Annotated in this window: 10 protein-coding genes and 1 pseudogene; 6 read left to right on the top strand and 5 right to left on the bottom strand. The window is 73.8% G+C overall.

Annotated elements, in window-relative coordinates; genetic code table 11:
* Window positions 1-2: 2 nt before the first annotated feature.
* The 3 genes from AB0C22_RS09315 to AB0C22_RS09305 form a co-directional block, all read right to left on the bottom strand.
* Window positions 3-5,762, bottom strand: a complete 5,760-nt coding sequence (locus AB0C22_RS09315; protein WP_219462633.1) for a type I polyketide synthase — start codon at window positions 5,760-5,762, stop codon at window positions 3-5.
* Between the two features lie 139 nt (window positions 5,763-5,901).
* The gene (locus AB0C22_RS09310) at window positions 5,902-6,876 is read right to left on the bottom strand and encodes a DUF1702 family protein (protein ID WP_219462636.1); all 975 of its coding nucleotides are present in this window, start codon (window positions 6,874-6,876) and stop codon (window positions 5,902-5,904) included.
* Window positions 6,877-7,011: 135 nt separating this feature from the next.
* Window positions 7,012-8,067: a carboxymuconolactone decarboxylase family protein gene (locus AB0C22_RS09305; protein ID WP_357534411.1), complete on the bottom strand. Its 1,056-nt coding sequence runs from the start codon at window positions 8,065-8,067 to the stop codon at window positions 7,012-7,014.
* A gap of 410 nt (window positions 8,068-8,477) precedes the next feature.
* Here AB0C22_RS09305 and AB0C22_RS09300 point away from each other — a divergent pair, with 410 nt between their 5' ends.
* On the top strand, window positions 8,478-9,284 hold the full coding sequence (locus AB0C22_RS09300; protein ID WP_357534409.1) for a TIGR03084 family metal-binding protein: 807 nt from the start codon (window positions 8,478-8,480) through the stop codon (window positions 9,282-9,284).
* 59 nt (window positions 9,285-9,343) lie between these two features.
* On the opposite strand, the gene AB0C22_RS09295 is transcribed toward AB0C22_RS09300, so the two are convergent.
* The gene (locus AB0C22_RS09295; protein WP_357534407.1) at window positions 9,344-10,339 is read right to left on the bottom strand and encodes a DUF1702 family protein; all 996 of its coding nucleotides are present in this window, start codon (window positions 10,337-10,339) and stop codon (window positions 9,344-9,346) included.
* Between the two features lie 418 nt (window positions 10,340-10,757).
* On the opposite strand from AB0C22_RS09295, the gene AB0C22_RS09290 reads away from it, so the two are divergent.
* The 5 genes and pseudogenes from AB0C22_RS09290 to AB0C22_RS09270 all read left to right on the top strand — a co-directional run bounded on the left by AB0C22_RS09290 (window position 10,758) and on the right by AB0C22_RS09270 (window position 16,182).
* Window positions 10,758-11,327, top strand: a complete 570-nt coding sequence (locus tag AB0C22_RS09290; protein ID WP_357534405.1) for a DUF5987 family protein — start codon at window positions 10,758-10,760, stop codon at window positions 11,325-11,327.
* The gene (locus AB0C22_RS09285; RefSeq protein WP_219462644.1) at window positions 11,324-12,961 is read left to right on the top strand and encodes a GMC family oxidoreductase; all 1,638 of its coding nucleotides are present in this window, start codon (window positions 11,324-11,326) and stop codon (window positions 12,959-12,961) included. Before AB0C22_RS09290 ends, AB0C22_RS09285 begins: the two co-directional genes overlap by 4 nt.
* Window positions 12,962-13,021: 60 nt before the next feature.
* Window positions 13,022-14,092, top strand: a complete 1,071-nt coding sequence (locus tag AB0C22_RS09280) for a carboxymuconolactone decarboxylase family protein (RefSeq protein ID WP_308290783.1) — start codon at window positions 13,022-13,024, stop codon at window positions 14,090-14,092.
* A gap of 202 nt (window positions 14,093-14,294) precedes the next feature.
* A pseudogene (locus tag AB0C22_RS09275) lies at window positions 14,295-14,567 on the top strand (IS5/IS1182 family transposase); the annotation flags it as partial.
* 361 nt (window positions 14,568-14,928) lie between these two features.
* On the top strand, window positions 14,929-16,182 hold the full coding sequence (locus AB0C22_RS09270) for a hypothetical protein (RefSeq protein ID WP_357534402.1): 1,254 nt from the start codon (window positions 14,929-14,931) through the stop codon (window positions 16,180-16,182).
* 224 nt (window positions 16,183-16,406) lie between these two features.
* On the opposite strand, the gene AB0C22_RS09265 is transcribed toward AB0C22_RS09270, so the two are convergent.
* Window positions 16,407-18,083 carry an FAD-dependent monooxygenase gene (locus tag AB0C22_RS09265; RefSeq protein WP_357534400.1) on the bottom strand — a complete coding sequence of 559 codons (1,677 nt, stop codon included), beginning with the start codon at window positions 18,081-18,083 and terminating at the stop codon, window positions 16,407-16,409.
* Window positions 18,084-18,260 lie beyond the last annotated feature (177 nt).

The raw sequence follows: 18,260 nt of genomic DNA, 5'->3' as shown, positions 1-18,260 counted from the left end.
GATCAACTCCACCCGTCGGTGAGCACGGTGAACACCACCGGTTCCGGGATGTCCACCAGGCTCGTGGCGAACGTGGCGACACGCAGCGCACCCGAGGCCAGGACCACCCAGCCGTCGGGGCCGCCAGGCGTCAGGGTCAGCGGCGAATCCGCCGGCAGGCCGACCTTGCGCAGGCACTCCACCGCGCCCCACACCCGGGTCGACGCGGTGTGCGCGCTCTCCTCGCGGTCCCCGGCGACCAACGCGGCCAGACCGGCGTGGACGCCCAGCAGGCCCGCCCAGTCCGCCGCCGACCGCTCGGCCACCGGCTCGACGTCACAGCCGACCGTCCCGGTCGCCGCGACCGCGAGGGTGACCCCGGCACCGTGCGCCGCCGAGACACCGCGGTCACCGTCGACCTCCGGCCGGCCGTCCGGGCGGTAACGCACCTCGTGCCGGGCGCCGAGGGCCCGGCCGACGGCGACGGCGGTCCGGACCCGGCGGGGAGTGTCCGCCGCGCCGTCGGGTTCCACGGCGACCGCGACCCGGGCACCGAGCACGTCGCCCAGCCCCCGTTCCAGGTGCGAGCCGAGCAGCACCGGCAGCCACGGTCCCCGGCCACCCCGGTGCCGGACCGCCTGCAACCGCAGGCCCTCCCAGCGTTCGACGACCGCCCCGGACTCGTCGCGCACCGCGATGTCGTAGACGTAGGTGTCGCCGTCGCGGCTGCGTTCGGTGGCGCAGCAGCGCACCGTGCCGGTGCCCGACATCCGTGCCCCGGCCGGCCAGATCCGCTCCACGCCCACCGGCAGCAGGGTGGCGTCGGGTACGCAGACCTGGTTGCCGTGCATGAACGCGTCCCGGGTGCCGGGGTCGCCGAGCAGCAGCTCGTCGGGGAGGAAGCCGGCGAACCAGGCGTCACCCCCACCGACGGCCACCTCGGCGTCCACGTCGCGGGCGGCGGCCCGGTGGAACCCGCGCAGCCGTTGGAACCGGCCACCCTGGAACAGCCACTCGCCGTAGAGGTCCCGCTCGGGTGCCAGCGGCACCTGCGGCAGGCCCGGGTCGGTGCGTCCGGGCGGGCCGTCGGGGACGGCGGTGTCGGTGAACCGCAGCCGGGCCCGGAAGTGGTCGGTGGCGTACCCGGTCTCGGCGCTGCGGATCGCCACCTGGACGACGGCGTCGTCGGTGACGGTGGCCGCCACCCGGATGACGGTGCTGCCGTCGGGCGGCACCACGATCGGCCGGGGGAACTCCACCTGCTCGACGACCGGCACCGTGGACCGGCCGGTGACCGCGACCGCCACCTGCGTCATCGCCTCCATCCCGAAGACCGCCGGGAAGAGCAGGTTGCCGTCGAGCAGGTGGTCGGCGAGGTAGCGGTCGGTGCCGGCGGTCAGCTCGACCTCACTGACCAGTTCGACACCCGGGTAGTACGCCAGCGGTTTGTCCACGAACCGCAGCAACGGCAGCGGCGGACGGTCGTAGCGCAGGGTGTCCATCCCCTCGGCCCGGCCGCTGACCACCACCACGGGCGGCACATCCGGGTCGGCGAGCAGCCGCAGCAGCACCTCGACGCCCTGGTCGGGGCTGATCGGGACGACCCCCTCCCGGCTGAGCGACTCCACCACCGACAGCCGTTCACCCATCCCCACCCCGGACCAGACCGACCACTCCAGGCACAGCGCCCGGCATCGGGGGAACTGTCGGCCGGTCTCCTCGGTGAGGCCGGCCAGCCAGTCGTTGGCGGTGGCGTAGTGCGCCTCACCACGCAGGCCGGCCCGGCCGATGATGCTGCCGAAGGTGACCAGCAGGCGCAGCTGCCCGGGGTCGACCGCGGCGAGCACCGCCCGTAGGCCGTCCAGCTTGGGGGCGAAGGTCCGCCGGACCGCCGCCTGGTCCAGCGCGGTCAGCGCGGCCGGCTCGTTGCGTCCCGCGCCGTGCAGCACCGCGGTCACCGGACCCAACGCCGCCCGCACCTCGGCCACCGCGGCGGCGACCTGCCCGGCGTCGGTGACGTCGGCCCGGGTGTAGTGCAGGGTCACCCCACGGGCGGCCATCCGCCGCAGGTTGTCCGCCAGCTCGGTGTCCTCGGCCGGATCGGAGCGGCCGACCAGCCCCAGCCGGGCCCCGGTCTGCTCCGCCACCGCCAGGGCGCACTCGGCGGTGATGCCCTTGCCCCCACCGGTGACCAGCAGCACGTCGGAGTCGTCGAGGGCGGGCCGGGTCTGCGCGGCGCGTACCGGCAGGGCCCGCAGCACGGGCAGCTGGCGCGTACCCGCGTCGTCGTAGTGGCTCTCCTGGTAGCCGGTGGTGGCACCGACCTCGGCGACCACCCGCTCGACGGCCCCGGGTCCCGCCGGGGTGTCCACCACTGTCACCCGCAGCTGCGGCGCCTCCAGGCGCAACGTCTTGGCCACCCCGGTCGCGCCCCGACCCCGCTGCACCAGCACGAACCGGGTGCCGGCCGGCCCGGCCAGGGCCTGCTTCGCCCCGTCCAGGGCCAGCGCGAGGTGCTCCTCGGTGCACTCGGCCGGCAGGCACACCAGCACACCGGAGTCGACGGCGGCCCGTTCCAGGGCGTGCCGCAGCGGCGCGGCCAGCGGGTGACCGTCGGGGGCGAAGACCTGCCACCGACCGGGTGCGCCACCGCCCACCGGGGTCGGTGGTGCGGCCGGCTCCCGGTCGACGGTGAAGGCCCGGGTCCAGGTCGCCGCGCCGGTCACGGCAGGCGACCGGTCGTGGTCGCCGGCCTGGCCGGTCGCGGACAGTTCGTCGAGCGCCACGGCCAGTTCCGCGACGGTGGCGGTGGCGAAGTTGGTGGGGGCCTGGGCCGGCGGCACGTTCACCAACCGGGACGCCTCGTTGATGATCTGCCCGACGGTGATCGAGCTGAGGTGCAGGTCGTCCAGGAGTCGGCTCTCGCCGTGCACCATGGTCAGTGGCAACTCGGCCCGCTCGGCGGCCAGCCGGCGCAGCATCTGCACCGTGGACTCACCGTCGACCGGCCCGTCGGCGTCGGTCGGGGCGGGGCGGTCCGCCCGGGTCGCCTCCGGCAGATCGACCAGCGGTGCCTGCTCGCAGGGGCTGGCGAAGAAGTGCTGCTCGGCCCCGATGCGCAGCGGCCGGCGCAGCCGGTCGTCGAACAGCGCCGGGTAGTCGTGCGCGGCACCCACCACGAACGCGGCGGCGGCCACCCGCAGCAGCCCGCGCAGCGACTCGTCGTCGGTGTCCAGGGCCACCGCCGGCACGTCGGTGATCGCCCCGGCCAGGCCGCTGAGGATGCGCCCCGGACCGACCTCCACGAACAGGTCGATGTCCTTGGCGGCCAACGCCACCGCCTGCGCGAACAGCACCGGGTCGGTGATCTGGCGGTGCAGCAGCCCCCGCAGGTCGGTCTCGGCGGCCAGGGTCTCGCCGGTCACGGTGGAGACCACCCGGCGGCGGACCGGGCCGAAGGACTCCCGGGTCAGGTGCCCCGCGAACGCGTCCGCCGCCGGTGCCACCAGCGGTGAGTGGAAGGCGTGCGAGACCCGCAGCAGGGACGCCCCGATCCCGGCGTCGGCGGCCAGGTCGAGGGCGGCCCGGACCGCGTCCTCGGTGCCGGCCACCACCGTCTGCTCCGGCCCGTTGTACCCGGCGATCACCACGGGCACGCCGGCCACCAGCGCGGAGACCCGCTCCGGCCCGGCGTTGACGCTGGCCATCACCCCGGAGGAGCTGTGCTCGGTCATCGTCGCGCCCCGGGCGCGGGTCACCCGCAGCAGGGTCTCGTCGTCCATCGCGCCGGCCCAGTGCAGGGCGGACAACTCACCGAGGCTGTGCCCGACCGCGACGGTCGCGTCCAGACCCAGCAGGTCCAGGGCGGCCAGGCCGGCCCGGGACCCGGTGACGATGCGCGGCTGGGCCAGCGCGGTGGCCACCATGTCCCCGGTGACCGGCAGGTCGGCCCGGCGGAACACCTGGTCCACCTCGGTCAGCCGGCGGCGCAGCGCCCCGCCGCTGGTCCCGCGGCCGGCACCCTGACCGGGGAAGAGGTAACCGATGCGGCCGGCGCCGCCGACGTGGCCGAGGAAGCTGCGCCCGTCGCCGTCGACCAGCCGGGTCTCGCCGGAGTCGAGCAACTCACACAGCCGCCGCAGCCGCTGCTGCGCGTCGGTGGGCGAGGAAACCACCACCGCCGCCCGGTACGGTCGGTCGGCCAACTGGTCGTGCAGGGTGGCCGCCACGTCGGCGAGCTGCCCCTGGGCCAAGGTCGGCACGTGCTCGAGCAGTTCCCCCAGCCGGTCGCGCAGCTCGTCCCGCGAGGACCCGTCGACCAGGAACAGCTCCACGTCCTGCACGGAGGTGGCGAGGCGGGCCGTCCGGGTGTCGAAGGCGACCCGACGGGCCGTCCCGGCCCGCTCCAGCACCACATGGGTGTTGATGCCGCCGAACCCCATCGCGGTGATGCCGGCACGCACCGGCTGACCCTCCGGCCACGGTTCGGCCGCCCGCAGCACCCGCAGCGTCGCGTCGTCGCGGGTGAGCAACTCGTGCGGGTCGACGCAGCCGAGCGCGGGCGGCAGCACCTGGTGGTGCACGGCCAGCGCCGCCTTGATCAGGCCGGCCACCCCGGCAGCCGCCTTGGTGTGCCCGATCATGCCCTTGATCGAGGTGATCACGGCGGGCGGGGCGGTCGGGTCGGCCTGCCGGCGGGCCTCCGACAGGGCGGTCAACTCGGTGGCGTCCCCGACCGCCGTACCGGTGCCGTGCCCCTCGAACAGCGGCACCGACTCGATGCCGAACCCGGCCCGCTCGTACGCCCGGCGCAGGGCGAGCTGGTAGCCGTTGACCTCGGGACGGGTGATGCCGCCCTTACCGTCGGAGGAGATGCCCCAGCCGGCGATGGTGGCGTAGCTGCGGTGGCCGGCGGCGAGCGCGTCGGCCTCCCGCATCAGCACCACCATCCCGCACCCCTCCCCCGGCCAGAAGCCGTTGGAGTGCCGGTCGTAGACCCGCATCTCGTCGCGGGCCAACGCGCCGGTCTTGGCGAAGCCGACGATCTCGAACGGGTCGATCGACAGGTCCACCCCACCGGCCACCGCGACGTCGAGGTCACCGTCGAGCAGGGCCCGGCAGGCGGTGGCGACCGACAGCAACGACGAGGAACAGGCGCCGTCGACGGTGTACCCGCCGCCGTTGAGGTCGAAGTAGTTGCAGATCCGGCCGGCGATGGTGTTGGACAGGCCACCGGCGAGGGTGTCCTCGTCGATCTCCGGGAAGGGCGCCTTGTAGCGCTGCTCCAACCCGTCGAGGAAGGTCGCCAACCGGTCGTCGTCCCAGCCCTGCTGTTGCAGCGCGGTGGCGACGGTACGACGGACGAACGGCCAGCGCAGCCGCATGACGTTGGCGCGGGCGAACTCACCGGTGAGGGTGTTGCCCACGACCACACCGGTGCGGTCGCGGGGCAGCCCCTCCCCCAGCGGGAAGCCCGCGTCGCCCAACGCCTTGGTGGCCATGTCCAGGGCGAGCCAGTGGGTCAGGTCGGTGGAGCGGTAGGTGCTACCGGCGATCTTGTAGGCGAGCCTGTCGAACTCGTACCCCTCGATGACGGCGGCGGTGCGGGCGTAGAACCGGTCCGGGGCGCTCGGGTCCGCGTCCCAGTAGTCCGCCAACCGCATACGGACGTCGGGCAGCGCGCGGAAGGCCCGGCGACCGGCGAGGGCGTTCTCCCACAGTTCTCGGGGCGAGGTGGCGTCCGGGTATCGGCACGCCATGCCAACGATGGCGATCCTGGTCATGCGGGCACGATCTCCTTACCGTTCGGGTCGCCACGGGCGTGGCGAGGCGCCTGCCGAGTCGTGGGCAGGTGTGGGGAGGCTGCGCCGGGACCACCCGGCGGCCGGCGGGACGGGAACAGGGACGGGGACGGAGTCCCGGTCAGTGCCTTCCGCGTACCCGCAGCTCGTCGGCGATGGCACGACGCCAGACCTCGTAGGCGGGCTCCAGCGGGCTGTCGGCGCCGGTCGGCCGCTGTGCGGCGCAGATCCGGTCCGCCTCCGCCGGGGTGGTACCGGCCAGCACCGCCGTGGCCCGGGCCGTGTGCGGGGTCTGGAGGCCGGCCGTCAGCCGGGCGGTCGCCGCGAACGCGCTGCCCTGGGCGACCTGGGCACGGTGCGAACCGGCCCGGTCGAGGAACACGCGCAGTTCGTCGGCGTCGACGCCACCGGCGTACGTGGCGGCCAGGCCGGCACCGCCGTAGAGGTCGGCCCGGCGCTCGGCCGGGAACCTGTCGATCAGATCGGCGACCACCGCCGCGTCGGTGCCGCCGACGAACCACATCGCCCGACCGATGCCCTGGTCGATGGCGCGTTGGGCGTACCAGCGGGGGCCGTCGGCAGGCCACGGGAAGTCCGACTCCTGGTAGTGCTCGTGCACGTACCGACGGGTGTGGAAGTACGCCTGGTGGAAGCCGTACCCGTCGAGCACCAGCCAGCGCAGCAGCGGGTCCGGGGCGGACAGCTTCGACCAGCGGAACCGGGGCACCCGGGCCATCGCCCAGCCGACACCGACGTAGGCCATGTAGACGTGGTCGGCACCCCGGCCGGACAGGAACGTCGCCACCCGGTCCGACCGGCCGCCGGGCAGGGCGTCCAGCACGGCGAAGCCCATCGCGGCACCCTCGTAGGCGAAGCCGCGGAACTGCGCGCGCACCGCCTCCAGCGCCGGCTCCGCGTCGGCGGGCTCCCGGGCCTCGGCCGCTGCGGCGTACCCGGTCAGAAATGACTCACCGACGGTTTCCAACAGTTCGACGGCGGCCGGGTCCTTACGGTGGAAACCGCGCACATCCAGTTTGGTCTCCGACAACGAGGGCGTGAGAATGCGTCGCCGCAATCTCCGGAATGTATTCGACACCTGGCGTCCCCCTATCTTCTCGCACGTCAGGAGGGATGCCTCCTGAAGTTATGTTTTCAGCGGCGAAACAGATCGTCTACTTCAAAGGTGCGCCACCGGCGCATTACCCGATGGCCCCGGAATTGATCGGCGACGTCATCGGGTGACGGGGCCGGCACAGCGTCGACCGACCTCCCGCGCCGCCGCGTACGCCGCCCAGGCCACCGCCTGCACCAGCGCCCGGTCGGTCGGCTCGACCCGGCGGAACCCCGCGACCACCTCGTCGTCGACCAGGTAGGAGGCGAACGCGGTCAGCAGCGCCAGTCGACCGGCCGCCCGGTCCCGCTCCGGCAGCCCGCCGACGGCCTCGTCGCACCAGCGTCGACCGGGTCCCGGCGGCTGCCCGTCCCAACCGTCGAGCCGGTCGCGCACCAGCGCCCGTACCGACGCCGGCACCGCCTCCGCACCGGCCAGGTCGAACGCCCGGTAGGCGCGGGCCGCCGCACCGGCGACCACCGGATCGGCGGCGGCCCACCCGGCGTCGAGCGGCAGCGCAGCCACCGGCAGCAACGCCAGCGACCGACCCGGCCGGGGCGCGGCCCGCAGGGTGGGTCGCAGCAACCGACCGACGGCCCGCTTGAACCGGCGGCGGGCGGCACCGGACAGGCCGGCGGGCAGCAGATGGTCGGGCAGGAAGACGTTGACCACCCGGGCCAGGTAGTGGAAGGCCACCACCACGCCCACCAGCTCCGGGCCGTGGGCGGCCGGGAACGGGGGGACCGTCGCACCGGTGTGGGCCTGCCGGGCCCAACCGGCCACCGCCCGCACCACCGGATCACCCAGGTCGGCCATCCGGTCGTCGGCGACGGCCTCCGCGTCGTCCTCGGTGGCCAGGTCGTACAGGCTGATGCTGTGCATGTCCACGCAGTACGGGCAGGTGTTGGCCACGGACACCCCGGCGGCCACCGCCTCCTTGGTGCGCCGGTCCACCACCCGGCCCGCGATCAGCGGCTCCCGCATCAACATCCAGTACGCGGCGAGCACCGGCGGCGCCGGGGAGTGCAGCAGCACCGGCGGAACCACCAGCTTCTGCTCGTCCTGCGCCTGGGCGTACACCTCGGCCACCAGGCCCCGGGCGGTGCCGGCCGGCACCGGCGCGACGTACCTGACCTGGCGGCGTACCACCGATGACGCGACCCGTGCGGCGACCATGGTCCCTCCCCCTGGCGGGCCCGCCGGCGTGCCGGGGTTGGCCGGACGTCGACGGCCGGGCCCATCGTGGTCAGCATGCGCCGCGCGGCCCGGCCGGCGGTTCTTCCACGGTGCGCAACCCGGCGCACGGGCCCGGATGCGTCCCCGTCGACGCGGGTCCACCATCGACCGCAGGCGCGGCCCGCGACCGCGGTGACACCGGGGTACGGCCCGGCCGCAGCGCATGACGAGAGAAGACAGCGCCCACGCCCGGCCCGCATGCTGCTGGTGCTGACGTGACGCCGTCGGCGCGGGCCCGGCCACCGGCCGCCCGACGCGGCGGCGACGGGATCGGCGTCGTGCGTGGCAACCGGCGCCCTCGGACGCGCCGGGCCACGCTCGCCACTGCTGACGAGCGAGAGGACAGCCGCGTGAGCGCACAAAACGACGTCTTCGTCGACCTGGGCCTGGAGGGTGACGCCGTCGACCGGATGGTCGCCGACCTCGACGAGGCGCAGTGGGCGCTGGACACCCCCGCGCCGGAGTGGACCGTCGCCCACCAGATCGCCCACCTGGCGGCGACCTTCCGGCTGGCGGGACTGGCCGCGGCGGACCCGGCGGGGTTCGTCGCGCTCGCCCAGCAGTTCGGGCCCGACTTCAACCGCAACGTACGGACCGCCCTGTCGCCGTACCTGTCCGCGCCGCCACCGGCGCTGCTGGCCAAGTGGCGCGCGGAACGGGCCACCGCCGAGCAGGCCCTGGCCGCGGTGCCGGCCGGGCAGACGGTGCCCTGGCTGGTCCGGCCGCTGCCCGCGCCGGTGCTGGCCGCCGCCGGCATGATGGAACTGTTCGGCCACGGGCAGGACATCGCCGACGCGCTCGGGCTGCGCCCCGAACGCACCGACCGGCTCCGGCACCTGGTCGACTTCGCCGTCCGCACCTGGGACTTCGGCTACCAGGCGCGCGGGCTGGACACCCCGGACGTCGCATTCCGCTTCGAGATCACCGCCCCCTCCGGCGACGCGGTCTGGGAGTTCGGGCCGGCGGACGCCACCGAGCGGATCAGCGGGCCGGCGGCCGACCTGTGCCTGCTCGTCACCCGCCGCCGGCACCGCGCCGACCTGGCGCTCACCGCCGTCGGGGCGGAAGCCGACCGCTGGCTGGACCTGGCGCAGGCCTACCGGGGCCCGGCCGGTCCCGGCCGCACCCCGGGCCAGTTCGACAGCGTCCGGGCCTGACCGGCCGGCGGCCCCCGTCCCGAGCCGGGACGGGGGCCGCCGACTGCGCACCGACCGGATCAGGCCGGGGTCGCCGGGTCGGCGACCGGCACCCGGTCGCGCACCCGGGCCCGCCACAGCTCGTACGCCGGCAGGGCCGGCCCGGCGGCGGAGTCCACCGCGACCTCGTCGGCCAACACGGAGGCGTGCTCCACCGTCATCCCGGCGAGGGCGTGCAGCGCCACCCCGGTGTGCCCGGGGATGTGACCCGAGTAGTCGCGGGCCTTCGCGGCGAACACCGCGCCCTGGCCGAGGTGCGGGCGGTCGACGCCGCTGAGCCGGGCCAGCAGGGCCAACCCCTCCGCGTCGCAGCCACCGGCGAAGGTGGCCGCCAGTCCGACGCCGCTCCACAGGTCGGCCTGCCGGGACCGGTCGAACCGCTGCACGGCCGCCGCCACCTGGGTCGGCTGCGCACCGTGGATGAACCACAGCGCCCGGCCGACGCCCTGGTCGCAGGCGCGCGCGAAGTAGTCGGGGTGCCCCTGCCAGGGGTACGGCGACGGACGGTACTGCCCACCCACCCAACGGTCGGTGTCGAAGTAGGCCCGGTCGAAGCCGTACCCGTCGACGGCCAGCCAGCTCATCGTCGGGTAGTACCGCATGCCGGTCAGGTCGGGCAGGACCCGCCGCCACAGCGGGCGGGGCAACCGGGCCATCGCGAAGCCGATCCCGATGTAGGTGAGGAAGGTGTGCCGCTCGGCCCGGCCCCGCAGCAGGTCCCGGGCCCGGTGGCCACGTCCGCCGGCCATCGCGTCACGCACCGTGCAGGCCATCGTCGCCCCCTCGTAGGCGAACCCGCGCAACTCGACGTCGACCAGTTCCAGGCGACGCTCCACCTCCCACTGGTCGCGGGCGTCGATCGCCCACTCGAACCCGCAGATCACCGTCTGCGGGATGGCCTCCAACCGCCGGGTGACCGCCGACTCCTCGACGGGGAAGCCGCGTCGGGCGAAGCTCACCTCGGCCAACGACGGGGTGAGCAGCAGCCTGCGGATCGAACCAAGGGTGGTCGGCATGGGCATCTCCCTGGGCAACGCCGGAGTCGGCAACGGTCGGGACCCGCCGGGGCACCTCGGGGCGCACGCCGGTCACGGGTGCACTCATCGTCCGGGCCGCACCCGTTTCCCCGCTTCTCCCGACGTGCGCAGGTGTCCACCCGGACGGTGCACGGCGGGGTGGACCGGACCGTCGGTGGCGGGTCACCGGGGGGTGCCGGCCGTACCGGCGTCGGGTCACGGCACCCACCGCACTTCGGAAGGTGTTTCGGTGCCCCCGATGCGTGCACGATGTGCGGCAGCGGAATCGCGCGGGGCGGTGCCCGGATTCCACCGCCGACCGGCCGGCACCGACATTCGCGCGACCCGTCGTGTACGCGGAGAAAGAGTTTCCCCGGAACCGCCCGGAACAATTTCGCACCGGACAGGAGGCGTCGCCGTGCAGTCCAGTACCACCGACGCAGACAACTCGCGGACTATGACCATCGAGGCCTTTGCCGACACCATTGTTCCGGGCGAGAAGAGAAGCCCGGACGACCAGGCCGTGGCCGGCGCCGCCCCCGGTGGCGGTGCGGTCGCCGCCGGGGCGCTGGAGCTGCTGGAGTTGCCGGCCGGCGGCCTGGCCGACTCGCTCGACGGGCTGGCCCTCACCCTCGACATGCACGCCGGCGAGTACGCCGCCGAGCAGGGGATCGCCCTGGACCCGGCGCTGCCGGCGTTCGTGGCCCTGCCGTTCGCACACCGCACCGAGCTGGTCCGCCGGCTGACCGACCCGGAGCACCCGGAGAAGCAGATGTGGGTGGGCCTGGCGCTGTTCAGCAACATGGCCTTCGACAGCGCGGCGCACCTACCGACCGTGGCGGCGCTCGCCGACGGGCACCCCGGCCTGCTGCACATCGGCTACCACCGGCCGGACGCCGACGGGTTGTGGCGCTACCCGAACTACTCCTACGGCCGTCCCCTGGCCCCCCTGCACCCCGACACCACCCCCACCGGGAGCCCGGCATGAGCAGCACCGAGAAGACCGACGTCCTGATCATCGGCAGTGGTTTCGGTGGCGCGATCACCGCCTACCACCTGGCCGCCGGGGGCGCGAAGGTGGTGATCCTGGAGCGCGGGCCGTGGCTGTCCGGTCAGGACTTCGACCACGACTTCGAGCTGGGTTCGTCGTACACCCGGGCGTTCGACTTCGTCGTCGGGGACGGGATGAGCGTGCTCAGCGGCAACTGCGTGGGCGGCGGCAGCGTCGTCTACTTCGCCACCATGCCCCGGGCGCCCCGGTTCGTCTTCGAACGCCAGGGCTCGATCGGCCGGCGGATGTGGCCGGCCGCGATCAACCGGGACACCCTGGACCCGTGGTACGACCGGGTGGTCGAGGCCCTGCCGGTCACCGGCCAGAGCTGGGACCAGGTGCCGTACCCCGGCGGGCTGTGGGCGGCGGCCTGCGCCCACGCGGGTCGCACCGCCAACCCGGTGCCGTCGGCGATCGACCTGGACAAGTGCACCAACTGCAACTGGATGATGGCCGGCTGCCGGTTCGACGCCAAACGGTCGCTGCTGCTGAACTACCTACCGGCGGCGCTGGCCCACGGGGCGACGATCCGGCCGCTGCACGAGGTGCAGCACCTGTCGCGCACCGACGACGGCGGCTACCGGGTGCACTACCGGGTCGTCGACGACGAGGACTACCGCGTCCTGCACGACGCCGGCACCATCGACGCGAAGATCGTCATCGTCGCGGCCGGCGCCGGGGCGACCCCGGTCATCCTGCAACGCTCCGAGCCGACGCTGGGCAAGATGCCGTCGGCGGTCGGCCGCTACTTCTCCGGCAACGGGGAACGGCTCAACACCGCCGTGTTCGACGAGGACCGGGTCCGTGAGGTACTGGGCCTGGACCGGGGCGACGGGGTCGCCTACGAGGCGTACCAGATCGGCCGGGGGCCGACGGTGGCCAGCTGGGACAAGCTCGACGCCAGCCTGCCCGAGTACGAGCGGTACTCGTTGGAGCAGCTCTACTTCCCGCCCGGCCTGGGCACCATCCTCGCCCAGGTGCCCGACGCGACCGGCCCGAGCTGGTTCGGGGTGGAGAAGAAGGAGCTGATGCGGCACTTCAAGTCGTGGCTGACCGTCTTCACCATGTCCGAGGACGACAACGAGGGCGTGTTCGGGCCGCCGCCGGAGACCGGCAACGCGCACCGCTTCTCCCAGCAGATGCTGGGGCACGGCCCGCTGCGCTACCAGCCCACCGCCAACACGTGGCGGGGCTGGAACCTGTCCGACGCCGACGTCAAGGACATCGTCGAACGCGACGGCCTGGCGAAGGTGATGCCGTGGACCAACGACCTGGTGGGCGCGTACACCGTGCACCCGCTGGCGTCGTGCCGCATCGGTGACGACCCGGCGACGTCGGCCCTGGACGACCGGCACGAACTGCGCGGGCACCCGGGCATCTTCGTCACCGACGGGTCTGCGGTGCCCGGCGCCCTCACCGTCAACCCGGCCCTGACGATCAGCGCGCTGGCCGAACGGGCCGTCCCCGGCATCGTCCGGGCCGCCCGGGAACGTGGGGTCGCGGTCACCTACGGCGCTCCCGCGCCGGACGGCGCGACCGCCGGCCGCCGCGCCGTGCTCCAGGCCCGCTGACCCGACCACGGTCCCCCGGCATCCGGCCGGGGGACCGCCCCGACCTGGAAGGGGATGACCGTGGCGACCCTGTTGGCCCGCGCCACCCGGCGCACCGTGCTCGCCCACGTCCGGCACGTCCGCCCGGTCGCCCCCCATCGGGCGGACGGCCTCGTCGCCCAGGTGTACGGGCAGGTCGAGCGGGACTTCGGCATGTTGGCGCCACCGGTGGCGCTGCACTCCCCCGCCCCGGAGGTGCTGGCGGCGAGCTGGACGATGCTGCGGGAGACCCTGGTGGCCACCGGTCCGGCCGGCCGGCCGGCGAAGGAGGCGGTGGCGGCGGCGGTCTCCGCGGCGAACCGCTGCCCGTACTGCGTCGACGTGCACGGGGCGGCCCTGGTCGGGCTGCTGCCCGGTGGCGGCGGGGCCGGCCCGGCGGTGGCGGGGCTCGACGACGGGCCGTGGGGGCCGTTGGCCCGTTGGGCCCGGCGGCCGTCCCCGCACGGCCCGGCCGGGCCGCCGCCGGCACCCCCGGACCAGCTGCCGGAGCTGGTCGGCGTGGCGGTGGTCTTCCACTACCTGAACCGGATGGTCAACGTGTTCCTGCGGGACTCCCCGCTGCCCGAGACCCCGTCGGTGGCCCGGGGTGTCGTGCAGCGGACGGCGGCCCGGGTGATGGGGGCGCTGGCCCGCCGGCCCTGCCCGCCGGGGGCGGCGGTGGCGTTGCTCCCGGCCGCCCCACGCCCGGCCGACCTGGTCTGGGCCGGTCCGACGGTGCTCGCCGAGGCGCTGGCCCGTGGTTACGCCGCGATCGAGGACGGCGGCCGGCAGGTCGTCCCCGCCGGGGTACGGGAGCTGGTCGCCGCCCGCTGCGCCGACCCGAAGGACGGTCCGACCGGCATCAGCGCCCGCCCCTGGGTGGAGGACGTCGTCGCCGGTCTGTCCCCGGTGGAGCGCCCGGCGGGACGACTCGCCCTGCTCACCGCGTTCGCCTCCTATCAGGTCACCGACGCCGTGGTGGCGGACTTCCGGGCGCACCACCCCGGCGACGACGCCCTGGTGACGCTCACCGCCTGGGCGGCCCTGACCGCGGCCCGCCGCTACGGCCCGGCACTGGCCGGTGTCCCGGACGTGCCGGACCCGACCAGCTGACCCCAGCCCTCGCCCAAGCCCTCGGTGCCCCGGCACCTGATCCCCCGGCCCCGGCTCCGACCCCCGGCACCTGATCCTCCGGCCCTGGCTCCGGCCCGGCCCCGGCTTTGGCCCTGGCTCCGGCCCGGCCCTGGCCCTGGCTCCGGCCCCGGCTCAGGACAGCTGTCGACCAAGACTCGAAGCCCCGACCGGGGGTCTCGCCATGCTGTCCTACCCCGCCGCGATTCCGTTGTCCAGCCGCGCCCTGAACTACCTGGCCGAACGGATCCGCGGCCACCGTAGACAGCGCCGATCCCGGCGGCGGCGCCTTGAGCCGGGCCGGCAGGCGCTGCTGGCTCTGGCCCATCTGCGTAACGGTGACACCTCCACCGACTCGCGGCCGGCTTCGAGGCCCTACTACAGCGGCAAGCACAAACGCCACGGCGTGAACGTGCAGGTCATCGCGGACGCCGCCGGCCGACTCGTGTGGGCAAGCCGTCCTCGTCCTGCACCACGTCGAAACCAACCGCTACGCAGGATGAAATGGCTCGATACGCGCGACGCACGCGCCGTGGTCGACTTCGCGCACCGGCGAGTCCCGCCTACTTGTGAGTACTTAACTCGTTCAGGAAGCCTATTCGCTGATCATGCTGCCTTGACTTATATTTCCATCAAACCCGGGCAGCGCCCCCGGGTCGACAAGCTGAATCTCGGTCGCGTTCCCTCGACTCGCACCGTTGTCGCTCCCGGCCTCTTTCGGACCTCGGGAAGAGCGTAGACCTTCTCTGTCGCACGGCTGACCGGCTCTTGCGATCGGACTGCATCGAATCCAAAAGCTGCCTCGGGAAGGAGAGCAGATGGGCACAGGAAATGATTTTCATCCTACGCCAGCCGCAACGTCCGCCCATCGCCGGCGGTCGGAATTCCTCGCCACGGTGGTGGCGCTGGCCGTGGTCCTGATGATCGGTGATGCTCTCGGCGCAACGGCCGGCCGTGCAGTCGCCTTCGCGATGCCACCCAACCCCGGGACGCAACAGGTTCCAGCGAAACTCGGCGGCGTGAGAGCCATCGCCGCCGGCGACGCGCACAGCATCGCCCTGCTCTCGGACGGCACCGTCGTCACCTGGGGCGAGAACTTTTTCGGGCAGCTTGGCGACGGCACCAACGCCCGCCGCACCACTGCGGTACGAGTGTGCGCCGTCGGCCAGAGCGCCCCCTGCTCCAGGTCCCTCACCGGCGTGATCGCTATCGCCGCCAACCGGAACGACAACCTCGCCTTGCTCAGGGACCACACGGTCGTCGCCTGGGGCCACAACAGTTCTGGGCAGCTTGGCGACGGCACCTGGACCAACCGCACCACTCCGGTACGGGTATGTGCGGTGGGGCAGGTCGCACCCTGTGGCAAGTTCCTGAGCGGAGTCAGATCCATCGCGGCCGGCTGGGGTCACAGCCTGGCGGTGGTGGGTAACGCCCTGGCCGTGGCCTGGGGTCGGAACTACGAAGGTCAGCTTGGTGACGGCACCACCGTCGGCCGCACCACCCCGGTACGGGTATGCGCGGTGGGACAGGTCGCGCCCTGCGACCAATTTCTGTACGCGGTGAAAGCCATAGCAGGTGGCGAACTTCATAGCATGTCGCTGCGGGGTGACGGTGGCCCTGTCGGTTGGGGCGCGAACTATGTCAATCAGCTTGGTGACGGCACCGTCGTCAACCGGGCCATTCCCGTGCGGGTGTGTGCGATGGGAGAGATCGCTCCCTGCCACCGCTTCCTGTACGGAATCCGGCACATCACGGTCGGCGCGTCGCACAGCATGGCGCAGCTGAGTAGCGGTGGCGTCCTGGGCTGGGGGTTCAACGGTTATGGCCAACTCGGCAACGGCACATGGGACACCCGTTTGCAGGCCACCCGGGTCTGCGCTGTGGGGGAGGCTGCTCCCTGCGACCGGTTCCTGAGCGGGATCAGATCCATCGCGGCTGGCACAGCCCATAGTCTGGCTCTACAGCCTGACTATACGGTGGCCGCCTGGGGTTACAACGCCCAACGCCAACTCGGTGACGGCACCACAACATGGCGTCCCACCCCTGTGCAGGTCCTCGCACCCCAAACCTAGTGCCGCATCGATGACGCCCAGGCATGACACCTTCCCGGCACACCATGCCCTCCCGGCACACCGGCTGGCCGGCTCGCCTTGCGGCACTCGTCGTCGTCCTGGGTCTCGGCGGGCAGCTCAAGCGGCGATCCGGTCCTACGCAGCTCGGCGGCGGTCGGGGTGGGCGGGCAGGGCGCAGCCGGAGCCGGTTCCCGCGCCGGCTCCGGCTGCTGTCCCTGGGCCGGTCAGGACCCCGACCGTTGCCCGGCGTCCACCGGGCCGTCCTCCACCCCGGTCGCCGACGGGGCCGACGGCGGCGTCGACGCGGCACCCGTCGAGGGCACCGGGGCAGCCGCAGGTGACGGGACCGGCATGGACGGGCCACCCGACGGAGGCGACAGGACCGGCTTGGGTGAGGAATCCGGCGTGGCCGACAGGACCGGCGCGGGCGAGAGACCCGGTGCGGGCGCCGGTGCGGGTGGCGGGACAGGGGAGGTGGCCGGCATGTCCCGGGCCAGGCGGAGCACCCGCACCAGCAGCGGCAGCCGCCACAGTGTGCGCGGCGGGTCGACCAGCCCGGCGACCCGCATGTACGCCCGGGTGACCTCCGGGTCCTTGGTCATCGCGTACTGGAGGCGGACCAGATAGGCGTTGTGCAGCCGGATCGGCAGCGACCGCGGCCCCACCCCGGGGAAGTCCAGGTCGGTGCGGGTGGACAGCTGCCACGGGTGGCGCATCAGCCGTGCAACGTCCCGCAGGTAGGAACGGCCGTCGGCGGCCGGTTGCCGGTCGAGGAACCGGCGCAGCGCGGTCACCTGCATCGCTGCCGCGGTCATCCCCTGGCCGTAGACCGGATTGAAGCTGCACACCGCGTCGCCGAGCACGGCCAGCCCGGCGGGGAACCGGGACAGCCGCTCGTAGTGCCGCCAGACGCTGGCCGGGAAGGTGAACGACACCGCGTCGCCGGTCGGGTCGGCGTCGCGGACCGCCTGGTGGATGTCGGCCACCGGCAGGGTCCGGACGTACTCCTCGAAGCCCGTCGGGTCGGTCGGCGGGTGGTCGCCGAGGATGCCGGTGAGGCTGAGCCGGAAGTCGCCGGTGGCGGTCTGCCCGAAGAACGCCCCCCGGGGGTGCTCGGGAGAGGCCACCGGGTTGATCGCCACCGGCCCGTCGAAGGTGCCGGGCCGTCTGCGGTAGGTGCGGGTGGTGTACGCCAGCCCGATCGTCATCCGCTCCTCGACCGGCCGTTCGTAGCCCAGCTCGGTCAGCCAGACGGGCAGCCGGGACCCCCGGCCCGTGGCGTCGACCACCAGGTCGGCGTCGAGGCGTTCCTCGGGGCTGCCCGGGGTGCGTTCCTGGATGCGGATTCCGGTGACCCGGCCCCGGTCCCCGGTGGCCACCAGCCCCAGCACGTCGGTGTGCTGCCGGTAGGTCACGTTGGGCAGCCCGGCCACCCGGGAGCGCAGGTAGTTCTCCAGCACCGGCCGGTTACCGGCGACGGAGAGCAGCCCGGTCTCCGTGCGGGCGATCGGGCGGGCGTTGAAGTACCAGCGCATCAGCCCGAAGTCGCGTACCGGCAGGCCCAACTCCTTGGCGTCGTCGAGCAGGCCGGGGAAGAGGTCGGACAGGATCAGGTAGCCCCGGGCGTGCAGCCCGTGCGCGTGCACGGCGTGCGACGCGCCCTTGCGCATGCCGGTGACCCCGAGCACCTCGTCGCGGTCCACGACGACGACCTCGCGGTACCAGTCGGACAGCACCCGGGCGGCCAGCGTGCCGGCGATGCTGCCGCCGGCCACCACCGCCCGGTCGCCCAGGATGCGTGGCGTCACCGGGGCCGACGGCCGACCGCCGAAGACGGCGCGTAGCCGGTCGGTCACCCCACCGCTTCGCGCGGTACTGCTCGCTGCGACGTGGTCGCCCATCTGCGGTGCCTCCCTGAACTCGGTCGGCGGCCCACGCGGGGCGGGGACGGGAAGCGCCCCGCCGCGCACACCGCCGGGCGTGCGGCTCGCCAGGTGTGCTGCCCATGGAAGCAGAGGACGCGGGTGCCGCACGTCCTCGAACGTGCCCAATGCGGACGGTCACCGGTGCTGCGGCGG

The sequence above is a fragment of the Micromonospora sp. NPDC048894 genome (genome assembly GCF_040649765.1).
In the GTDB taxonomy this organism is placed as follows: Bacteria; Actinomycetota; Actinomycetes; order Mycobacteriales; family Micromonosporaceae; genus Micromonospora; species Micromonospora antibiotica.
The sequence above is the reverse complement of the archived record's forward strand: the minus strand, read 5'-3'. Positions and strand labels throughout refer to the sequence as shown.